This window comes from Xylanimonas sp. McL0601, from assembly GCF_049852175.1.
Classification (GTDB): domain Bacteria; phylum Actinomycetota; class Actinomycetes; order Actinomycetales; family Cellulomonadaceae; genus Xylanimonas.
This window is the reverse complement of sequence record NZ_CP187527.1, coordinates 361,731-378,107: the sequence shown is the minus strand read 5'-3', so window position 1 is coordinate 378,107 and position 16,377 is coordinate 361,731. Positions and strand designations below refer to the sequence as shown.

The 16,377-nt window shown below is 72.8% G+C and carries 18 protein-coding genes; 10 read left to right on the top strand and 8 right to left on the bottom strand.

Annotation, left to right across the window (positions count from 1 at the left end):
* Positions 1-69 precede the first annotated feature (69 nt).
* From ACO4JP_RS01720 to ACO4JP_RS01700, 5 genes are all read left to right on the top strand, one after another.
* The gene (locus ACO4JP_RS01720) at positions 70-471 is read left to right on the top strand and encodes a hypothetical protein (protein ID WP_425955676.1); all 402 of its coding nucleotides are present in this window, start codon (positions 70-72) and stop codon (positions 469-471) included.
* A 30-nt stretch (positions 472-501) separates the two neighbouring features.
* Positions 502-924: a DUF350 domain-containing protein gene (locus ACO4JP_RS01715; protein ID WP_425955675.1), complete on the top strand. Its 423-nt coding sequence runs from the start codon at positions 502-504 to the stop codon at positions 922-924.
* A gap of 4 nt (positions 925-928) precedes the next feature.
* The gene (locus ACO4JP_RS01710; protein WP_425955674.1) at positions 929-2,137 is read left to right on the top strand and encodes a glutathionylspermidine synthase family protein; all 1,209 of its coding nucleotides are present in this window, start codon (positions 929-931) and stop codon (positions 2,135-2,137) included.
* 80 nt (positions 2,138-2,217) lie between these two features.
* Positions 2,218-2,517, top strand: a complete 300-nt coding sequence (locus ACO4JP_RS01705; protein ID WP_425955673.1) for a DUF5808 domain-containing protein — start codon at positions 2,218-2,220, stop codon at positions 2,515-2,517.
* On the top strand, positions 2,514-3,368 hold the full coding sequence (locus tag ACO4JP_RS01700) for a Cof-type HAD-IIB family hydrolase (protein ID WP_425955672.1): 855 nt from the start codon (positions 2,514-2,516) through the stop codon (positions 3,366-3,368). Before ACO4JP_RS01705 ends, ACO4JP_RS01700 begins: the two co-directional genes overlap by 4 nt.
* Positions 3,369-3,513: 145 nt before the next feature.
* On the opposite strand, the gene katG is transcribed toward ACO4JP_RS01700, so the two are convergent.
* Positions 3,514-5,685, bottom strand: coding sequence for a catalase/peroxidase HPI (gene katG, locus ACO4JP_RS01695; RefSeq protein WP_425955671.1), 2,172 nt, complete (start codon positions 5,683-5,685; stop codon positions 3,514-3,516).
* A 35-nt stretch (positions 5,686-5,720) separates the two neighbouring features.
* Entirely contained in the window at positions 5,721-6,218 is a 498-nt protein-coding gene (locus ACO4JP_RS01690) for a Fur family transcriptional regulator (RefSeq protein ID WP_425955670.1), read from the bottom strand.
* A 326-nt stretch (positions 6,219-6,544) separates the two neighbouring features.
* Here ACO4JP_RS01690 and ACO4JP_RS01685 point away from each other — a divergent pair, with 326 nt between their 5' ends.
* Positions 6,545-8,098: a DUF222 domain-containing protein gene (locus ACO4JP_RS01685; RefSeq protein WP_425955669.1), complete on the top strand. Its 1,554-nt coding sequence runs from the start codon at positions 6,545-6,547 to the stop codon at positions 8,096-8,098.
* 106 nt (positions 8,099-8,204) lie between these two features.
* Here the strand turns inward: ACO4JP_RS01685 and ACO4JP_RS01680 are convergent, their stop codons facing one another.
* Entirely contained in the window at positions 8,205-8,519 is a 315-nt protein-coding gene (locus ACO4JP_RS01680) for a hypothetical protein (protein WP_425955668.1), read from the bottom strand.
* Positions 8,520-8,632: 113 nt separating this feature from the next.
* Here ACO4JP_RS01680 and mgtE point away from each other — a divergent pair, with 113 nt between their 5' ends.
* Positions 8,633-10,033: a magnesium transporter gene (mgtE, locus tag ACO4JP_RS01675; protein ID WP_425955667.1), complete on the top strand. Its 1,401-nt coding sequence runs from the start codon at positions 8,633-8,635 to the stop codon at positions 10,031-10,033.
* Here mgtE and ACO4JP_RS01670 read toward each other — a convergent pair.
* The 5 genes from ACO4JP_RS01670 to ACO4JP_RS01650 all read right to left on the bottom strand — a co-directional run bounded on the left by ACO4JP_RS01670 (position 9,997) and on the right by ACO4JP_RS01650 (position 13,372).
* Positions 9,997-10,209: a hypothetical protein gene (locus ACO4JP_RS01670; RefSeq protein WP_425955666.1), complete on the bottom strand. Its 213-nt coding sequence runs from the start codon at positions 10,207-10,209 to the stop codon at positions 9,997-9,999. The genes mgtE and ACO4JP_RS01670 overlap by 37 nt on opposite strands.
* A 103-nt stretch (positions 10,210-10,312) precedes the next feature.
* The gene (locus tag ACO4JP_RS01665) at positions 10,313-11,122 is read right to left on the bottom strand and encodes an ABC transporter ATP-binding protein (protein WP_425955665.1); all 810 of its coding nucleotides are present in this window, start codon (positions 11,120-11,122) and stop codon (positions 10,313-10,315) included.
* Positions 11,123-11,220: 98 nt separating this feature from the next.
* A complete protein-coding gene (locus tag ACO4JP_RS01660; protein ID WP_425955664.1) occupies positions 11,221-12,237 on the bottom strand; it encodes an ABC transporter substrate-binding protein in 1,017 nt (338 codons plus the stop codon).
* Positions 12,238-12,248: 11 nt separating this feature from the next.
* Complete coding sequence (locus tag ACO4JP_RS01655; RefSeq protein WP_425955663.1) at positions 12,249-13,082, bottom strand: ABC transporter permease; 834 nt, start codon at positions 13,080-13,082, stop codon at positions 12,249-12,251.
* Positions 13,079-13,372, bottom strand: coding sequence for a thiamine-binding protein (locus tag ACO4JP_RS01650; protein ID WP_425955662.1), 294 nt, complete (start codon positions 13,370-13,372; stop codon positions 13,079-13,081). Before ACO4JP_RS01650 ends, ACO4JP_RS01655 begins: the two co-directional genes overlap by 4 nt.
* Before the next feature lie 585 nt (positions 13,373-13,957).
* Between ACO4JP_RS01650 and ACO4JP_RS01645 the strand changes: the two genes are divergently transcribed.
* From ACO4JP_RS01645 to ACO4JP_RS01635, 3 genes are all read left to right on the top strand, one after another.
* Positions 13,958-14,542, top strand: coding sequence for a hypothetical protein (locus ACO4JP_RS01645; RefSeq protein ID WP_425955661.1), 585 nt, complete (start codon positions 13,958-13,960; stop codon positions 14,540-14,542).
* 152 nt (positions 14,543-14,694) lie between these two features.
* Positions 14,695-15,663 (top strand): peptidoglycan-binding domain-containing protein, encoded by a 969-nt coding sequence (locus ACO4JP_RS01640; RefSeq protein ID WP_425955660.1) that lies wholly within the window; start codon positions 14,695-14,697, stop codon positions 15,661-15,663.
* Positions 15,660-16,376 carry an ABC transporter ATP-binding protein gene (locus tag ACO4JP_RS01635; protein ID WP_425955659.1) on the top strand — a complete coding sequence of 239 codons (717 nt, stop codon included), beginning with the start codon at positions 15,660-15,662 and terminating at the stop codon, positions 16,374-16,376. Before ACO4JP_RS01640 ends, ACO4JP_RS01635 begins: the two co-directional genes overlap by 4 nt.
* Position 16,377: the final 1 nt, after the last annotated feature.

The window sequence follows — 16,377 nt, the reverse complement described above, 5'->3', positions numbered from 1 at the left end:
CGACACGCCGCGCGCCGATCCCCTACTGTCCCCCTACGCACCTGCGCCGACGCCGTCCCGAGGAGCCCCGTGAGCCCGCAGTCCCCCCGCCGCATGCGCAGCGCCTCGGTCACCCTCGGCGTGACGGCGCTGGTCGCGGCCGCCCTCACGGGCTGCTCGCCGGCCGCGGACAACCGCGCCGTCTGCGTCGACCCCGCAACCCAGAAGCGCGTGGCGGACGCGAGCTGCGACGACTCGCGGGGCGACTACACCGGCGGTGGCACCGGTGGCTACTACTGGTACTACCTGCGCTCGGGCTCGCGCGCCCCGGCGGTCGGCGGCTCGTACGCCACGAGCGGCGGCACCTTCGACTCCCACGCGCTGAGCGGCACGACGACGCGTGGCGGCGTCTCGTCCGACGGCGGCAGCGTCTCCGGATCCGACGGCGTGTCGCGCGGCGGGTTCGGCGGCAGCCACCACATCGGCTCCTGAACTGACGAACTTCCCGGAAAGGGGACCGCATTGAACGAGCTGCTGCCCGCCCTCGCCTACGGCGCCGCCTACTGCCTCCTCGGGACGGTGATGCTGGTCGCCGCCTGGCACGTGCTCGACCTGCTCACCCCGGGCCGGCTGGGCGAGCGCCTACGCGAGTCCCACTCGGCCGCCCTGGTGGCCGGCACCTGGATGGTGGCCCAGGGCGCGATCGTCTTCACCGCGATCTGGACCAACGCCGACGCCGGGCTCGGAACCGAGCTCGCGTGGACGACGTCGTTCGGCCTGCTGGGCATCCTGCTGCAGACGCTCGCGTTCCGGCTGGTCGACGTCGTCACCCCGGGCCACCTGGGCGAGGAGCTCACGCTCCCCGGACCGGTGACGCCGCTCGCGCGCGTGTGCGCGGGTGTCGTGGTCGCCGTCGCGCTCGTCGTCGTCGCGTCGATCGCCTGAGCGGGTGCGCCGGCACAGCATCCAGCCCCGCGCGGGCTGGCGCGAGACGGTCGTCCAGCAGGGCCTGGTCTTCCCGACGACGCCCACGGCCGACGGCGGCGAGCTGCCCTACTGGCACGAGTCCGCCTGGTACGAGCTCTCGATGGCCCAGGTGGAGCGGCTTGAGGCCGCCACCGAGGAGCTCTACGGCATGTGCCTCGAGGCCGCGGCCGTGATGCTCCGCCGCTACTCGGATGCCGACCTGGGCCTGCCCGCAGGCTCGCTCGCGCTGGCCGGGCAGTCGCTGCAGCGCGGCGACCCGTCCGTGTACGCGCGCTTCGACCTCGCGTACGACGGGTTCGGCCCCGCCAAGATGCTCGAGATCAACGGCGACACCCCGACGGGCCTGGTCGAGACCGCCGTCGCCCAGTGGGCGTGGCTGGAGGACGTGCTCCCCGGCAACGACCAGTGGAACTCGGTGCACGACAGGCTCGTGGCGTGGTGGCGCGAGCACGCCGACCGGTTCCCGGCCGGCATCCACTTCCTGCACTCCGCGGCGGACGAGTCCGGCGAGGAGGAGATGACGACGACATACCTGCGCGACACGGCGGCCATGGCGGGCCTGACGACGTACGGGCATGCCATCGACCAGCTCGGGTGGGACGCGCGCTCGCGCCGGTTCGTCGACGACTACGACCTGCCGGTCCGGGCCGCGTTCAAGCTCTACCCGTGGGAGGACATGCTCGCCGAGCCCTTCGGCGCCCACCTGGTCGCGCCCGACGAGGCCGAGCCGGTGCGCTGGGTCGAGCCAGCGTGGAAGCTGCTGCTGTCCACCAAGGCGATCCTGCCCGTGCTGTGGGAGCTGTTCCCCGGCCACCCGAACCTGCTGCCCGCGTACCTCGGCTCGCCGCGCGAGCTCGACCAGTGGGTGGCCAAGCCGCTCTGGGGGCGCGAGGGCGACAACGTGCACGTGCACGCACGTGGCACAGAGCTGGTCCAGGGCGGCAGCTACGCGGGCCAGCCGCTGGTGTACCAGGAGTACACGCCTCTGCCCGTGCTCGACGGGAACCACGTGGTGCTCGGTTCCTGGGTGATCGGCGGCAAGTCCGCCGGGTGCCTGGTCCGCGAGTCCGACGGCCCCGTCACCGACTACCACTCGCGCGTCGTCCCGCACGCCATCACCGACGCGCGCATGCCGGGGGTGCTGCAGGTCCAGGCCTGGCTGCGCGAGTAAGCGCGCCCAGCGGGCGCATGCGGCCCTCCCTGGGCGAGGATGGGCGGGACCGACGACGTCGAGCGCACCTGGAGGCAGAGATGGCAGGAAAGACGAAGCGCGGCGGGATCCGGAGGCTTGTCACGCTCGCGTCGATCGTGCTCAGCGGGGTCGCGGTGGTCAAGGAGCTGCGCACCCCCGCGGACCAGCGCACGTGGAACGGCAAGGTCGTGGCCGTGGTGCCCTACGACTTCCGCAGGCCGACCCTCGCCCGGGCGAAGGAGCGCATGTGGAACCCGGACTCCTCGACGATCGTCGGCCCGCGCGTGTTCGGCGTCGGCTGGACGGTCAACGTGGGTCGCCTCTTCGCGCTCGGGCGGCAGCGGCTCGCCAAGAAGTGAGCCTGGCATCCCCCGCCCTCCCTGACGGGCCGGTCGACGTCCAGCTGGTCGTCGCCGACATGGACGGCACGCTGCTCGACGCCGAGGGCCACGTCCCGGCGGACTTCTGGCCGCTGCTGGACCTCATGCGCTCGCGGGGCATCACGTTCGCGCCCGCGAGCGGCCGCCAGCACTCGACGCTGGCGCGCACGTTCGCGGGGCACCTCGACGGCATGCCCGTCATCGCGGAGAACGGCACCCTGGTGGTGCGCGACGGCGAGGAGCTGAGCTCCGCACCGCTCTCGCCACGGGTTGCGGAGGATGTCGTCCGCCGGGTACGCGCGGTCGCGGACGCCGGCCGCGACGTCGGCACCGTCGTGTGCGGCAAGCGCACCGCCTACGTGGAGCGCGACGACGACGCGTTCTGGGCCCAGGCGTCGCGCTACTACGCGGCGCTCGAGGCCGTCCCGGACCTGCTCGCGGTCGCCTCCCTCCAGGCTGTGGACGATCAGATCCTCAAGGTCGCCGTGCTCGACTTCGACGACGTCGCCCCGGCCGTCGTCCCTGCGCTCGCCCCGCTCCGGTCCACCGCGCAGGTCGTCGTGTCCGGGCGCACCTGGGTGGACGTCCTGGCCGACGGCGTCACGAAGGGAGCGGCCGTCGAGCGGCTCCAGGCCGAGCTGGGCATCACGCGCGAGCACACAGTCGCGTTCGGCGACTACCTCAACGACGTCGAGATGCTCGACGCCGCCGCCTGGTCTTTCGCGATGGCGGACGCGCACCCGCGGCTGCTGGAGCGCGCGCGGTACGTGGCGCCGTCGGCGGCGGAGCACGGCGTGGTGTGGGTGCTGGAGCAGCTCTTCAGGCCGTGATCTCAACGCCCGGCTGCAGGCTACGGCCGCGGGCCGCCGGCCTCTCGCCGCTGACGACTCGCTCGCGAGGACGGCACGACGCCCCGCTCCCGGCAGTGCGAGCTGCCGAGAGCGGGGCGTCGTGGGCGTACGAAGTGCGAGCGCGTCAGCGCAGGTCGAACCGGTCCGCGTTCATGACCTTCGTCCACGCCGCGACGAAGTCGTGCACGAACTTCTCCTTGGCGTCGTCGCTCGCGTACACCTCGGCGAGGGCCCGCAGCTCCGAGTTGGAGCCGAAGACCAGGTCGGAGCGGGTACCGACCCAGCGCGGGGCGCCCGTGGCACGGTCGGCGCCCTGGTACGCGTGCCTGCCCGGGTCGAGCGCCGTCCACGCGGTGCCCATGTCGAGCAGGTTGACGAACCACGCGTTGTCCAGCACGCCCGGGGTGTCGGTGAAGACGCCGTAGGCCGAGCCGTCGTAGTTGGTGCCGAGCACGCGCAGGCCACCGATGAGCACCGTGAGCTCGGGCGCCGAGAGGCCGAGCAGGTTGGCCCGGTCGATCAGCGAGTACTCCGCCGGGAGCGGCGACTTGCCCGAGTAGCTGCGGAACCCGTCGGCGAACGGCTCGAGCCAGGCGAACTGGTCGAGGTCGGTCTGCTCCTGCGTCGCGTCGACGCGGCCCTGTGCGAACGGCACCGCGACCGTCACGCCGGCCGCCGCGGCGGCAAGCTCGACGCCCACGCCACCGGCGAGCACGATGACGTCCGCGACGGACGCACCGGCGTCGGCCGCGAGGCGCTCGAGCACCGGCAGCGCCTCGGCGAGCAGCGTCGGGTTGTTGACGTCCCACGAGCGCTGCGGCTCGAGGCGCAGGCGACCGCCGTTGGCGCCACCGCGCTTGTCGGAGGAGCGGAACGACGACGCCGCGGCCCACGCCGTCGAGACCAGCTGCGAGACCGTCAGGCCGGAACCGGCGATAGCGGTCTTGAGGTCCGCGACCTGCGCGTCCGTCAGGTCCGCGAGGGTCCGGGCGGGCAGCGGGTCCTGCCAGATGAAGTCCTCGGCCGGGACCTCGGCGCCGAGGTAGCGCGCCTTCGGGCCCATGTCGCGGTGCGTCAGCTTGAACCAGGCACGGGCGAACGCGTCGGTGAGCGCAGCCTGGTCGTCCTTGAACCTGCGCGAGATCGCCTCGAGCTCCGGGTCGAAGCGCAGTGCGAGGTCCGAGGTGAGCATGCGCGGCTCGCGGCGGCCGTCGGAGTGGGCCAGCGGCACCAGGTCCGCGCCGCCACCGTCGATCGGGCGCCACTGCTTGGCGCCGGCGGGCGACTCCATGAGCTCCCACTCGTACGCGAAGAGGATGTGGAAGAACTCGTTGTCCCAGCGCGTCGGGTGGTAGGTCCAGGTGACCTCGAGGCCCGACGTGATCGCGTCGTCGCCGACGCCGGAGCCGAAGTTGTTCTTCCACCCCAGGCCCTGCATGTCCAGGTCGGCGCCCTCGGGGTCTGCCTCGAGGTGGGCGTCGGACGCAGCGCCGTGCGTCTTGCCGAAGGTGTGGCCGCCTGCGACGAGCGCGACCGTCTCCTCCAGGTCCATGCCCATGCGGCGGAACGTCTCCTTGATGTCCACCGCGGAGGCCAGCGGGTCCGGGTTGCCGTTCGGACCCTCGGGGTTGACGTAGATGAGGCCCATCTGGACGGCGGCCAGCGGCTCCTCGAGGTCGCGCTCACCGGTATAGCGCTTGTCCTCGAGCCAGACGGTCTCGGGGCCCCAGTACACGTCCTGGTCGGCCTCCCAGACATCTGCGCGACCGCCGCCGAAGCCCAGCACGGGGAAGCCCATGTCCTCCAGCGCGACGTTGCCCGCGAGGATCATGAGGTCGGCCCACGAGAGCTGCTGGCCGTACTTCTTCTTGACCGGCCACAGGAGACGGCGGGCCTTGTCGAGGCTCACGTTGTCCGGCCAGGAGTTCAGCGGAGCGAAGCGCTGCTGACCCTCGCCGGCACCGCCGCGGCCGTCGTGCGAGCGGTACGTGCCCGCCGAGTGCCACGCCATGCGGATGATGAACGGGCCGTAGTTGCCGAAGTCGGCCGGCCACCAGGGCTGCGAGTCGTGCAGGGCTGCCTGGATGTCGGTCTTCACGGCCGCCAGGTCGAGGGACTCGAAGGCCGTCGCGTAGTCGAAGTCCGCGCCGAGCGGGTTACCGACGACGGGGTTCTTCGCCAGCATCTTGAGGTTGAGCTGGTTGGGCCACCAGGCGCGGTTGCCGCCCCCCTGCGTGGGGTGTGCGGCTCGCTCGCCATGGACGACGGGACAGGTGGCCTCGGGGTTCTCCGACATGGGGATCCTTCCGGTGGAACGGGAGTGGTCAGGGGTCAGTCGGTGGTGGTCGAGCCGTGCGGGTCGGCCGCGTCGGTGGGAGCGGCCGCGTCGGTGGGAGCGGCCGCGTCGGCGGGAGCCGCGGCGCACTGCGGGCAGAGGCCCCAGTACACGACTTCCGCCTCGTCGATCCGGTACCCGTGCGCGTCCGACGGCGTCAGGCAGACCGTCTCACCGACGGCGCAGTCGACGTCGACCACCGCGCCGCACGATCGACACACCAGATGGTGGTGGTTGTCGCCCACGCGCGTCTCGTAGCGCGCCACGGAACCGGCCGGCTTGATGCAGCGCAGGACGCCCAGGGCGGTCAGCGTGTGCAGCGAGTCGTAGACGGCCTGGTGGGAGACCTCGGGAAGTTCCGCGCGGACGGCCGTGATGACCGACTCGGTGTCGGCGTGCGGCAAGCGGTCGACGGCGGCCAGCACGGCGAGCCGCGGCTTCGTCACCCGCAGCGAGACGCCGCGCAGGAGCCGGGCGCCTTCCTCGCTGAGCATGGCCTCACCCTGGCGGCTTTTCTTGAACGGGTCAAGTGAAGATGGGTGTGTGGCGCTGGCTGATTCATGGTCCCTGGGCGGGCCTCATCGACCTCCGCTGCAGGTGCGGGTGTGGATGCTTCGCGGGAAGCGAAGGGCCCGGCGCTGCGACCACAGCTCCGACGACGACGACGCCGGGTTGTGGATGACGACGGATGTTGGTTATCCACGGATCTGGCATCTGACCTGGCTATTCGTACATGTGTTCGATACTCTCGAAGGGCGGTCGCGGTGCTCAGGCGGACCGCTCAGTCAGGTGCGGCACTGTCTTCGGGGGGAGGGGCGGCATGGTCGATACGGCGACCGGCGGGGCTGCGCGCCCCGTGCGCGATGACGCGGCCGCGTGCCCGGCGCGCCAAGACGCGGCCGCCTGCCTGGAGGACGGCCTCGCGCTGCTGCGCGCGGGCGTCGAGGCTTTGGTCACGCTCGCCGCGTCCGGTGCCCTGCACGAAGTGCCCGCGGCCACGCTCGCCGCCGCCCAGCGGGAGATCCGTGGGCTGGCGCACCGGCAGGACGCGGTTCGGCTGGTCATCCTGCCCGTGCTGGAGGCCGATGGCGTGTGGGCGCTGGACGGGTCCCGGTCGTTCCCCGCGTGGCTGGCCCGGCACGACGACGTGCCCCGCGGCGTGGCCCACCGCGAGACCAGACGCGCGCGGACCCTGCGGGACCAGCTCCCCGCGACCCGGGCCGCGGCCCTGGCCGGCAACGTCGGGGCCGACCACGTGACCGCGATGGTCTCGGTATGCACGAGCGACGCGCGGTTGGCCGCGCTCGCAGCACCCGTGACCGGCTTGCCCGCCCGGGTGGACGAGGCCGGCACCGCGATGCCGGCCCCGAGCAGTGAGGAGTTCCTGCTGGCCCAGGCGCCCCTGTACGCCGTGCACGGGTTTCAGCGGCTGGCCCGCCACTTCGCGCACGTCGCCGACCCCGACGCCGACGAGCGCGGCTACCGCGACGCGACGGACCGCGAGCACCTCGAGCTCGGCCTGACCCTCGGCGGGTACCACGTGACCGGGTTCCTCACCGAGGAGCACGGCACCGCCCTCCGGGTCGCCCTGGACGCTGTGATGGGGGTGCCGGCCGCCGAGGACGAGCGCACGGTCACGCAACGCCGCGCCCAGGCGCTGGCCGACCTGGCCCGCATCACCCTCGACCACTCCCTGGCAGGCACCGGCGCCGCCGTGCGTCCCCACCTGACCGTGACGGTCTCCTGGGCCGAGCTCAAGCAGGCGCTCGGGGCCGGATCGCGTGGCGACGATGCGCTCGACCCCCACCCCGCGAGCCTCGATCCCGGCCCCGCGAACCTCGACCTCGGCCGTGTCCTCGCCCCACGAAGCCGCGACCGGGCCGGTGCGCTCGACGTTGCCGCCCTACTTGCTCTGGAGCGCACCCCGGCCGTCCTCGAGGGCTCCACGGGTCCGCTGCCCGACGCCCTGCTGCGCAAGCTCGCGTGCGACAGCGAGATCTCCCGCATCGTGTTCGGCCCCGACGGGCAGATCCTCAACGTCGGCCGTGCCCAACGCACTATTACCGGGCAGCTGCGTCGCGCGGTCATCGCCCGCGACCAGCACTGCACCTGGCCCGGCTGCCACGAACCACCCCCTCGCTGCGAGGTCCACCACGCCGAACGCCACTGGGCCGCCCACCACGGCGAGACCTCCACCGCCAACGCCGCCCTGCTGTGCTGGCACCACCACACCGTCGTCGACACCACGGGCGTCACCATGCGCTGGCATCCCACCGGCACCGGCACCGGAACGGGCGGCTGGCGGTTCGCCGACCGCCACGGCAACCCCATCGCTAGCACCCCTCGCTGGGCAGACGCCGAGCAGGCCGCATGAACGATCCCAGACCGCTCTCAGCCCGACGCCCGCCCGAGGAACTTGATCGGGAGTCGTCGTACGCCCTGCGGGTCCGCGTCGCGCACAACGCGGATCCGCCGCACGGTCACCGCGGTTCGACGTCGAGGATCTGGGTGCGCGCGATCGCGGCATCGCGGTCCACGGCCAGCGCCGTGCGCCGCGGGTCGGCCATGTAGGCGGCGAGCGCCTCCCCCGACGGCAGCTCGATGACCTGCACCTCGAGCGGGCCGTCCCCCGCCGGCCCGTCCGACGCCGTCCGCCGCACGCGCGAGACGAGCCGCGCCCCGTGGTCCGGCAGCAGCGCGAGCACCGCGTCCTCGTAGGCGGTCAGCGCGTCGTCCTGCCCGGGCAGGGGCCACAGCAGTACGCAGAGGGTAAGCGGAAGGTCGTCGTCGGCCACGTGCGACATCCTGGCACCGAAGTGCGCATCAGGTCAGGCCACATCGCGCCAGGCGCGGCGCGCGCCCGCGACCATGGTGTTGCACGTGCCCGCGCCCACGGGGGGAGCCCACCATGCCGCAGCCGGTCACCTATGCCCTGCCGACGACAACCCCGCAGAAGCACGCCGCCTCGCACAAGCCCGCAGCCAAGGACTCGCTGCGCGTGCTCGTCGAGAGCGGCGACTTCGCCATGGCCCAGGAGTGGTTGCGCTCGCACCAGGTCTGGGAGATCGTCGACGCGATCGACCGCGTGGGCCCGGTCGACGCCGTCGCCGCGTTCCGCCTGCTCGATCCCGACCGCGCGTTCGCCGTCTTCGAGGACCTCGAACCGAGCGGACAGCAGGCGATCCTCGAGGTGATGCGCGGCGCCGAGTTCAGCGCGTTCGTCGACTCCCTCGACCCCGACGACCGTGCACGCATGCTCGGCGAGCTGCCTGCGAAGGTCGCGCGCCGCGTTCTCGCTGGGCTCAGCCCGGCCGAGCGCACGATGACGGCGACCCTGCTCGGCTACCCCGAGGACTCCGCGGGCCGCTACATGACGCCGCAGGTCGTGGTGCTGCACGAGCGCCTCACCGTCGCCGCGGCCCTCGCCCGCATCCGGGCCCGCGGGTCCGACGCCGAGACCGTCTACACGCTGCCTGTCGTCGACGGCCAGCGCCGCCTCACCGGCGTCGTCGAGCTCCGCGAGCTCATCCTGTCCGACGACGACGCCACGGTCGCGGACCTCGTCGTCACCGAGACTCCGCGCGTGCGCGCCACCGAGCCCGCCGAGACCGCGGCGCGTCTCATGTCCGACTCCAACATCCGCGACCTGCCGGTGGTCGACGCCGAGGACCGCCTGCTGGGCCTCCTCACGTTCGACGACGCGGACGAGGTCATCGAGGACGCGGAGACCGAGGACGCCGCCCGTCAGGGTGGTGCCCGCCGGTGGGAGGGCCACTACATGGCCGTCTCGGTGCTGCACCTCGCCCGCACGCGGGCGGTGTGGCTGGTGCTCCTGCTCATCGTGTCGCTGCTGACCGTCACGGTTGCGTACAGGTTCGAAGATGCGCTCGAGCAGGTGGCTGCGCTCGCCCTGTTCATCCCGCTGCTCATCGGCACGGGTGGCAAGGTGGGCACGCAGGCGTCGTCGGCGTGCGTGCGCGCGCTGGCGATCGGCGAGGTACGGCCCTCCGACATCGCCCGCGTCACGATCCGCGAGGCCGGCACGGGGCTGCTCCTCGGGACGGGCCTCGGGGCGCTCGCCATCGGCGCGGGTCTGTTCTTCGCGGGGCTCGACGTCGCGGTCGTCGTCGGGGTGTCCTTGCTGCTCATCTGCCTGCTCGGGGCGCTCGTGGGCGGGATCAGCCCACTCGTCGCGCGGCGCCTGGGGATCGACCCGGCGCTCGTGTCCGCGCCTGTGGTCACCACCGTCGTCGACGTGCTCGGCCTGGTGATCTACTTCGTCGTCGCGAGCGCGATGCTCGGGCTGTGAGCGCGCGGGCCTGAGGGCCCGCGCGCCGACGCGCCGCCGGCTCGTTCGAAGTCGTTGTGGCAGTAGGCGCTGCCCTCGCCGCGGGCCGCGGAGCGGGCCTCGAGGACGTCCGCCTCCCGTATGACGCCGTCGAGCCCGTCCGGGAGCGCGACGCCGAGGCGGCGCGCGCCGTCCACGCAGGCACGGGGGACGAACCAGAACGGGTGGCACCGGCGGTAGATGCCCTCGATGGAGTGGATCCGGCGCAGCAGGCGGGCGAGCTCGCGGACGTTGGCTCCCCTAAGCAGGGTTGCCGACGCCGAGGGCCTCCAGCAGCGCCTGCCGCGGCGCCGGATGCGAGCGAACATCCAGATCCAGCACCACTCGACCCGGCCGTTCGCTCAGCACCACCGCGCGGTCGGCGAGCGTGACCGCCTCGTCGACGTCGTGAGTCACGAGGACGACGGCGGTGCCCGGCCCGCCGGCGTCACTCACGCCCTCGCGAGCCCCGCCCTCGCGAGCCCCGCCCGCGCCAGTTCCGCCCGCGCGAGCCCCGCCCGCGAGCGCCCCGCCCGCGAGGTCCAGCCTCGCGAGCCAGTCGTTCATGCGTCGCCGCGTCAACGGGTCGAGCGCCCCGAACGGCTCGTCGAGCAGCAGCACCGGCCGGCCGGCGAGGCACGTGCGCAGCAGCGCGAGCCGTTGTCGCATGCCGCCGGAGAGCTCGTGCGGCCACGCCCGCTCGAACCCCGCGAGTCCGAACGTCTCGAACAGCTCGGCGGCCCGCTCCCGGGCGGCGGCCCCGGGCCCGCCTGCGACCCGGGCCCCGACCAGCGCGTTGGGCAGCGCGCGCCGCCAGGGCAGCAGCCCGTCGCGCTGCGGCATCCACGCGGTGGCGGGCCGCCCGTCGTCGAGCGCGGGCCTCGCGAGCCCACCTGTCACGGACGCCTCACGCCCCAGCAGCCCGGCGAAGGCGCGCAGCAGCGTGGACTTGCCGCACCCGGAGGGCCCGACGACGGCGACGAACTCGCCGTCGAGCACCTCGAGATCCACGCGCTGAAGCACGCCGAGCCCGCCGAAGCTGACGGAGACTCCCCGGGCGGCAAGGACCACCTCTCCCTTCTTCTGCATGGTGTCGAGAGGTCGGCTTCCCGAGCTGCCGAGATCTCGCAATGCAGAAGAAGGGGAAGGGGAAGGCGATGGCCTGCCGGTCACCGTGCCCCCGGCAGCAGCGCGTTCGTCCAGGCGTCCTTCACCTGCGGGTCGCCCTTCAGCAGGCCGTTGTCCCCAAGGAAGCCTGCGAAGCCGTTCCAGACGGCCGCGTCCTGCTGACCCCAGTGCGCCGGGTTGTCCGTGTACCGGGTCGCCAGCCACTCGGCACTCGCCTTCACGAGCTTCGGGTCCAGCTCCGGGGCCGCCTTCAGCAGCGCGTCGGCGGCGGCCGACGGCTCGGCGATCGCGTCCTGGTAGCCGTGCGAGACAGCGTCCATGAACGCCTTGAGCGCGTCACCCTTCGACGACAGCTCCGACCGCGACGTCGCCAGGATCGGCGTGTACCAGTCGGGGATGCAGTCGGTGTGGTCGGCGAAGGGGATGGTGCTCACGTCCATGCCGTCGACGTCGCGCAGGCGGATGGTGTCCCACGCGTCGAATACCCACGCGGCGTCGAACTGGTCCTGCGTCAGCCCGATGCGGAAGTCGTCGCTGACCAGCGGCGTCATCTTGACCGCATCGGGGGTGCCGCCGTCGCACGTGACGAGCTTGCGGATGATCGCGTTCTCCAGGTCCGACCCGTAGGAGCCGTACCGCTTGCCGGCGAGGTCACGCGGGCGGGCGATGCCGTCCTTGGTCAGGGAGATGAGCGACGACGTGTTGTGCTGGATCACCGCCGCGATGGAGACGACGTCGGCACCCTGGGCGCGCGCGGGCAGCAGCTCCTCGGAGACGGAGTAGGCGACGTCGGCCCGCCCCGCCGCGACCATCTGCAGCCCGGACGTCTCGCCGGGCTCGACGATCGTCACGTCGAGACCGGCCTGCGTGAAGTACCCGCGGGCCTGCGCCAGGTAGAGCCCGGAGTGGTTGGTGTTGGGCGTCCAGTCGAGGACGACGGTCAGCGGCGTCGTCGGGCCCGACGACGACGGCGTGGCGGCGGACCCACCTCCGCAACCCGCGGCGAGCGCGACGGCAGCGAGGGCGGCGAGGCCGGAGACGGGACGGGCGAGACGCAAGTGAAGACTCCTCATGAGGCGGACGACGGACGCTGCCACGGAGTGGCAAGGCGGCTCAGCAGCACGACGGCGAGCACGAGCACCCCGGACAGCAGGGCGATGAGGGCGAGGCCGGCGAAGATCTGGTCCACGGCGTACGCCTTGCGGGAATGCTGGATGAACACGCCGAGACCGCTGGTCCCGGCGAGGTACTCGGACACGACGGCCGCGCCGACGGCGTACGTGGCGGCGATGCGCAGCCCGCTCAGCGCGGCGGGCACCGAGGCGGGCAGCCGCACCAGCCAGAGCTGGTGCCAGCGCGTGCCGCCGAGCCCCGCGACCATGTCGGCATGCTCGGCGTCGACGGCACGCATCGCCGCCGACGTCGCCACGAGTACGGGGAAGAACACGGTCACCCCGACGAGCAGCACCTTGGGCGTGAGCCCGAACCCGACCCACAGGATCATCAGGGGGGCGAGCACCACCGTCGGCAGCGTCTGGGACAGCAGCACCACGGGGTGCGTGACGTCGCCGAGCAGCGGCAACGCGGAGATGAGCACCGCGAGCGCCCAGCCGCCCAGCGTCCCGACGGCGAGACCGCCGACCGCCTCGACCGACGTCGTCAGGCTGTGGTGCGCGAGCAGCGGCCCGAGCTCCCACGCGCGTCGGACGATGCGTGACGGGGCCGGCAGCACGAACTCGGGCAGGTGGTTCACCCCGACGAGGGTCTCCCAGGCCGCCAGCAGGACGACCACGGTCAGCGTGCCGACGGCGAGGCGGCGTACCGCAGCGCGCCCTGCCGCCCCCCGCAGGCCCCCTCGTGGATAGGCGGCCGGTACGCGCCGCAGACTGGACCCGCGCCTCACGCCCGGAACTTGCCGACGAGATCGGCCACGCGCGGGCCGTCGTCGTCGCGCGCTCCCGAGACCTTGATGACGCTGATGCAGCCGTCCGCGCCGGAGGCGAGCGTCGCCTCGTGCACGGCACGCAGCAGCGGCCAGATCTCGTCGGGCGCGCCCTCCACGACAGTGCCCAGCCCCCCGACCTCGTACTCGAGCCCGGACTCCTGGATGACGGCGATGGCGGCGTCGACGTGAGCGTAGCGGTCGGTGTCGGTGCCCAGCGGGCGGGGCAGGACCTGGATCTCGGCGATCATGCGTGACTCCTCGGGTCGTGACCCGGGGACGCCGGCAGCACGGCCGACCGGCTGCGCGCATGCAGCCGCCCACCGTCGGCGAGGCGTGGTGAAGCGGGCGATGGTTCCGCCCAACGCCGTGCCGTCGGCACGTCCTTCCGCTGGCATTACCCAGGTCAAGTACTCGGGTCGGCGACGCCGGCGCTGCGCGCCCGGCCACCCTCTCAGCCCGGTTGCCCCGAGCTCCCCGCGTTGGCGAGCGTCACGGTACACCTGGCACTGGGTCGCCCAGAATCCCGGGACGACTGCGTCTCACGACCCAGTCCCAGGCCGGAATGCTCGGGAACCCAGGCGGGTGCCGCTACGTCGAAAATGTGCCGCGCAGCGACACGGCGACCCACCGCTCGCCCTCCTGCGAACCCAACTCTTCGAGTGGTACGTTCCCGCAGGTCAGGATGCTGCTCGGCACAAGGCAGATCCCCTCGGGGCTTAAGGAATGGAGTCGCAATGAAGCGAGTCCGCATGGTGGCAGCAGGCTGGACCTGTGCCTGAACGCGGCACCGCGGAGCGCGGGGCGAAGCCCCGCGTTCGCGCACTGCGGCGCCGGTGGCGCACGCGCAGTGGGCTCGACTGGCCGTCGGCAGCTTGGCCGGAGCGATGCTGTGCGTCCTGTCGGGTTGCGGTGGAGGCGCCGGCGATCCTGTGGCTCCCGCTTGGTCCCCGCCCGCATGGTTCGCACAGCAGGCACAGAAGCAGGAGGAGTACCGGGTTGCGTTGCAGGCATGCCTCGACGGCAAGGGTTGGGACCTCACTGTCACCTCCCTCGGTGGTGTCGAGGAGGGGCTGAGCAAAGCCGACATGCAGCGGTTTCCGGGCGACCTCGACACGTGCCGGACGTCGATGGGCCTGCCGACGCAGCCACCGCCCAAGACGGATGCCGAGCTGCGTGACGAGTACCGCAAAGACCTCGACGTGCGCGCCTGCCTGGTCGCGCAGGGATATGCGATGGCTGAGCCGCAGTCGGAAGACGCCTGGCTCGACGCCGCCCGCGAGAGCTACGACCCGGCCACTACCGAAGAGCGGCTGCGCGAGATCGTCATGTGGACGCCGTACGGCGACCCGGTCATCGATGCGCTGCCCCCATCGAATGTCGACGAGCTGACGACGGTTTGCCCGCAGGTGGCGTTCTGATGGGTAGGCGGGTCGCGAGCCGGGTGGGATGGGCTGCCGCGGTGACAGCGGCGCTCGTCGTCGGCGTCGTGGCGGGGCGGGCGACCTTCTCTCCACCTCGCGTCCCGCAGCAAGGGGCTGCGACTGCGACGTATACGGTCACGGAAGCGACGGTGGGCGAGAGCACACCGCTGCCGGTCACAGCGCGCTGGCCCGCTCACCCGGCAGGGACCGGGGCGAGCGAGGGCACGGTGACGGGCATCTCCGCGAAGCCGGGACAAGAGGTGCGGCCAGGCGACGTGCTGTTCACGGTGGACCTGCGCCCCGTCGTGGTGGCACAGGGGCAGGTGCCCTCCTTCCGTGAGCTGGCGGCTGGTTCCCATGGCGAGGACGTCGCACAGCTTCAAAGTCTGCTGATCGGACTCGGACACCTACGCGGGAAGGCGAGCGGGCGGTTCGATTCGTCCACGACCACTGCGGTCCGCGCCTGGCAACGAGCGCTGGGGATCGACCCGGACGGCGTGGTGCACTCGGGCGATGTGGTGTATGTGCCTGCCGTGCCTGCACGCATCGTCCTCGACGACACGGTGCGCGTCGGTGCCCGGGTCACGGCCGGGCAGCAGGTTGTCTCGATCGTCGAGGCGACGCCGCAGTTCACGGTGACAGTCGGCTCGGGACAGCAAGCCGACACCGTCCCGACGACGGGCACGACCGTCGACATCCAAGGCCCCGACGGGAAGGTCTGGCACGGCGTGGTCGCGGACGCGACGACCACCGAGACGGGCGACGTCACGCTCAGGTTGGACGGGGCAGGCGGCGGCCCGGTCTGCGGGACCGACTGCTCTGCCTTGCCGTACACGTCCCAGGACGTGGTGCTCTCGGCGCGAGTGGTCACGACGCCCGACGTGAGCGGTCCCGCGGTGCCACCCGCCGCGCTCGGCACCGCCGCGGACGGGACGCGGTTCGTGAAGCTGCTGGACGGGACTCGGGTGACCGTCACGGTCAAGGCGGCCGACGCGTCGCGCGCCGTCGTGACCGGGGTTGACGTGGGCACCGTGGTGCGCTTGTTCGCCGACGGCGCGCCTGCTGCGGGCAGCGGCCCGGCGCCCGGAGCCTCGCCGACGCCGGCGGCTGCGCAGTGACCGCGCGCTTCCAGACCGGCACCGTCGAGCCCGACTCGGCCCCGCTGCCGGCGGAAGCTGCCGTGGACGGCCTGCGGATCACAGCCGCGGGAGTGACCTTCGCCTACCGCCGGGGTGCGGACCCGGTGCTGGACTCTCTCGACCTGGAGGTCGTGCCCGGGACGGTCACGGTCCTGACCGGGGCGTCCGGTGCGGGCAAGTCCACGCTGCTGTACGTGCTGGCCCTGCTGCTTCCGCCCACGGCCGGGACCCTCCTGTGGGAGGGCCGGCCGGTGGGCCCGCTGCCCGACGGCGAGCGCGCCCGCCTTCGAGCGGCCCGGTCGGGGTTTGTGTTCCAGGACGCGATCCTGGACCCGTCGCGCACCGTGCTGGACAACGTGTGCGAGTCCGCGCTGATCGCCGGCATCCCCACCCGGACGGCGCGCGCCCGGGCGCGGGTGCTGCTGGAACGGTTTGGCGTCGGGCATCGCGCCGGCCACCGGCCCGGCGAGATCTCCGGCGGCCAGGCGCAGCGAGTAGCGCTGTGCCGGGCGCTGGTCACCGATCCGGGCGTCGTCTTCGGTGACGAGCCGACGGGCAACCTGGACGACGCGAGCGCCCAGGTGGTCTGGGACGCGCTGCGCGCGCACGCCGCCCGCGGGGCGACCGTCATCCTCGCGACGCACGACCAGACCCTGGCGCGGGCCGCGGACCGGCACGTCGTGGTGGGCTGAG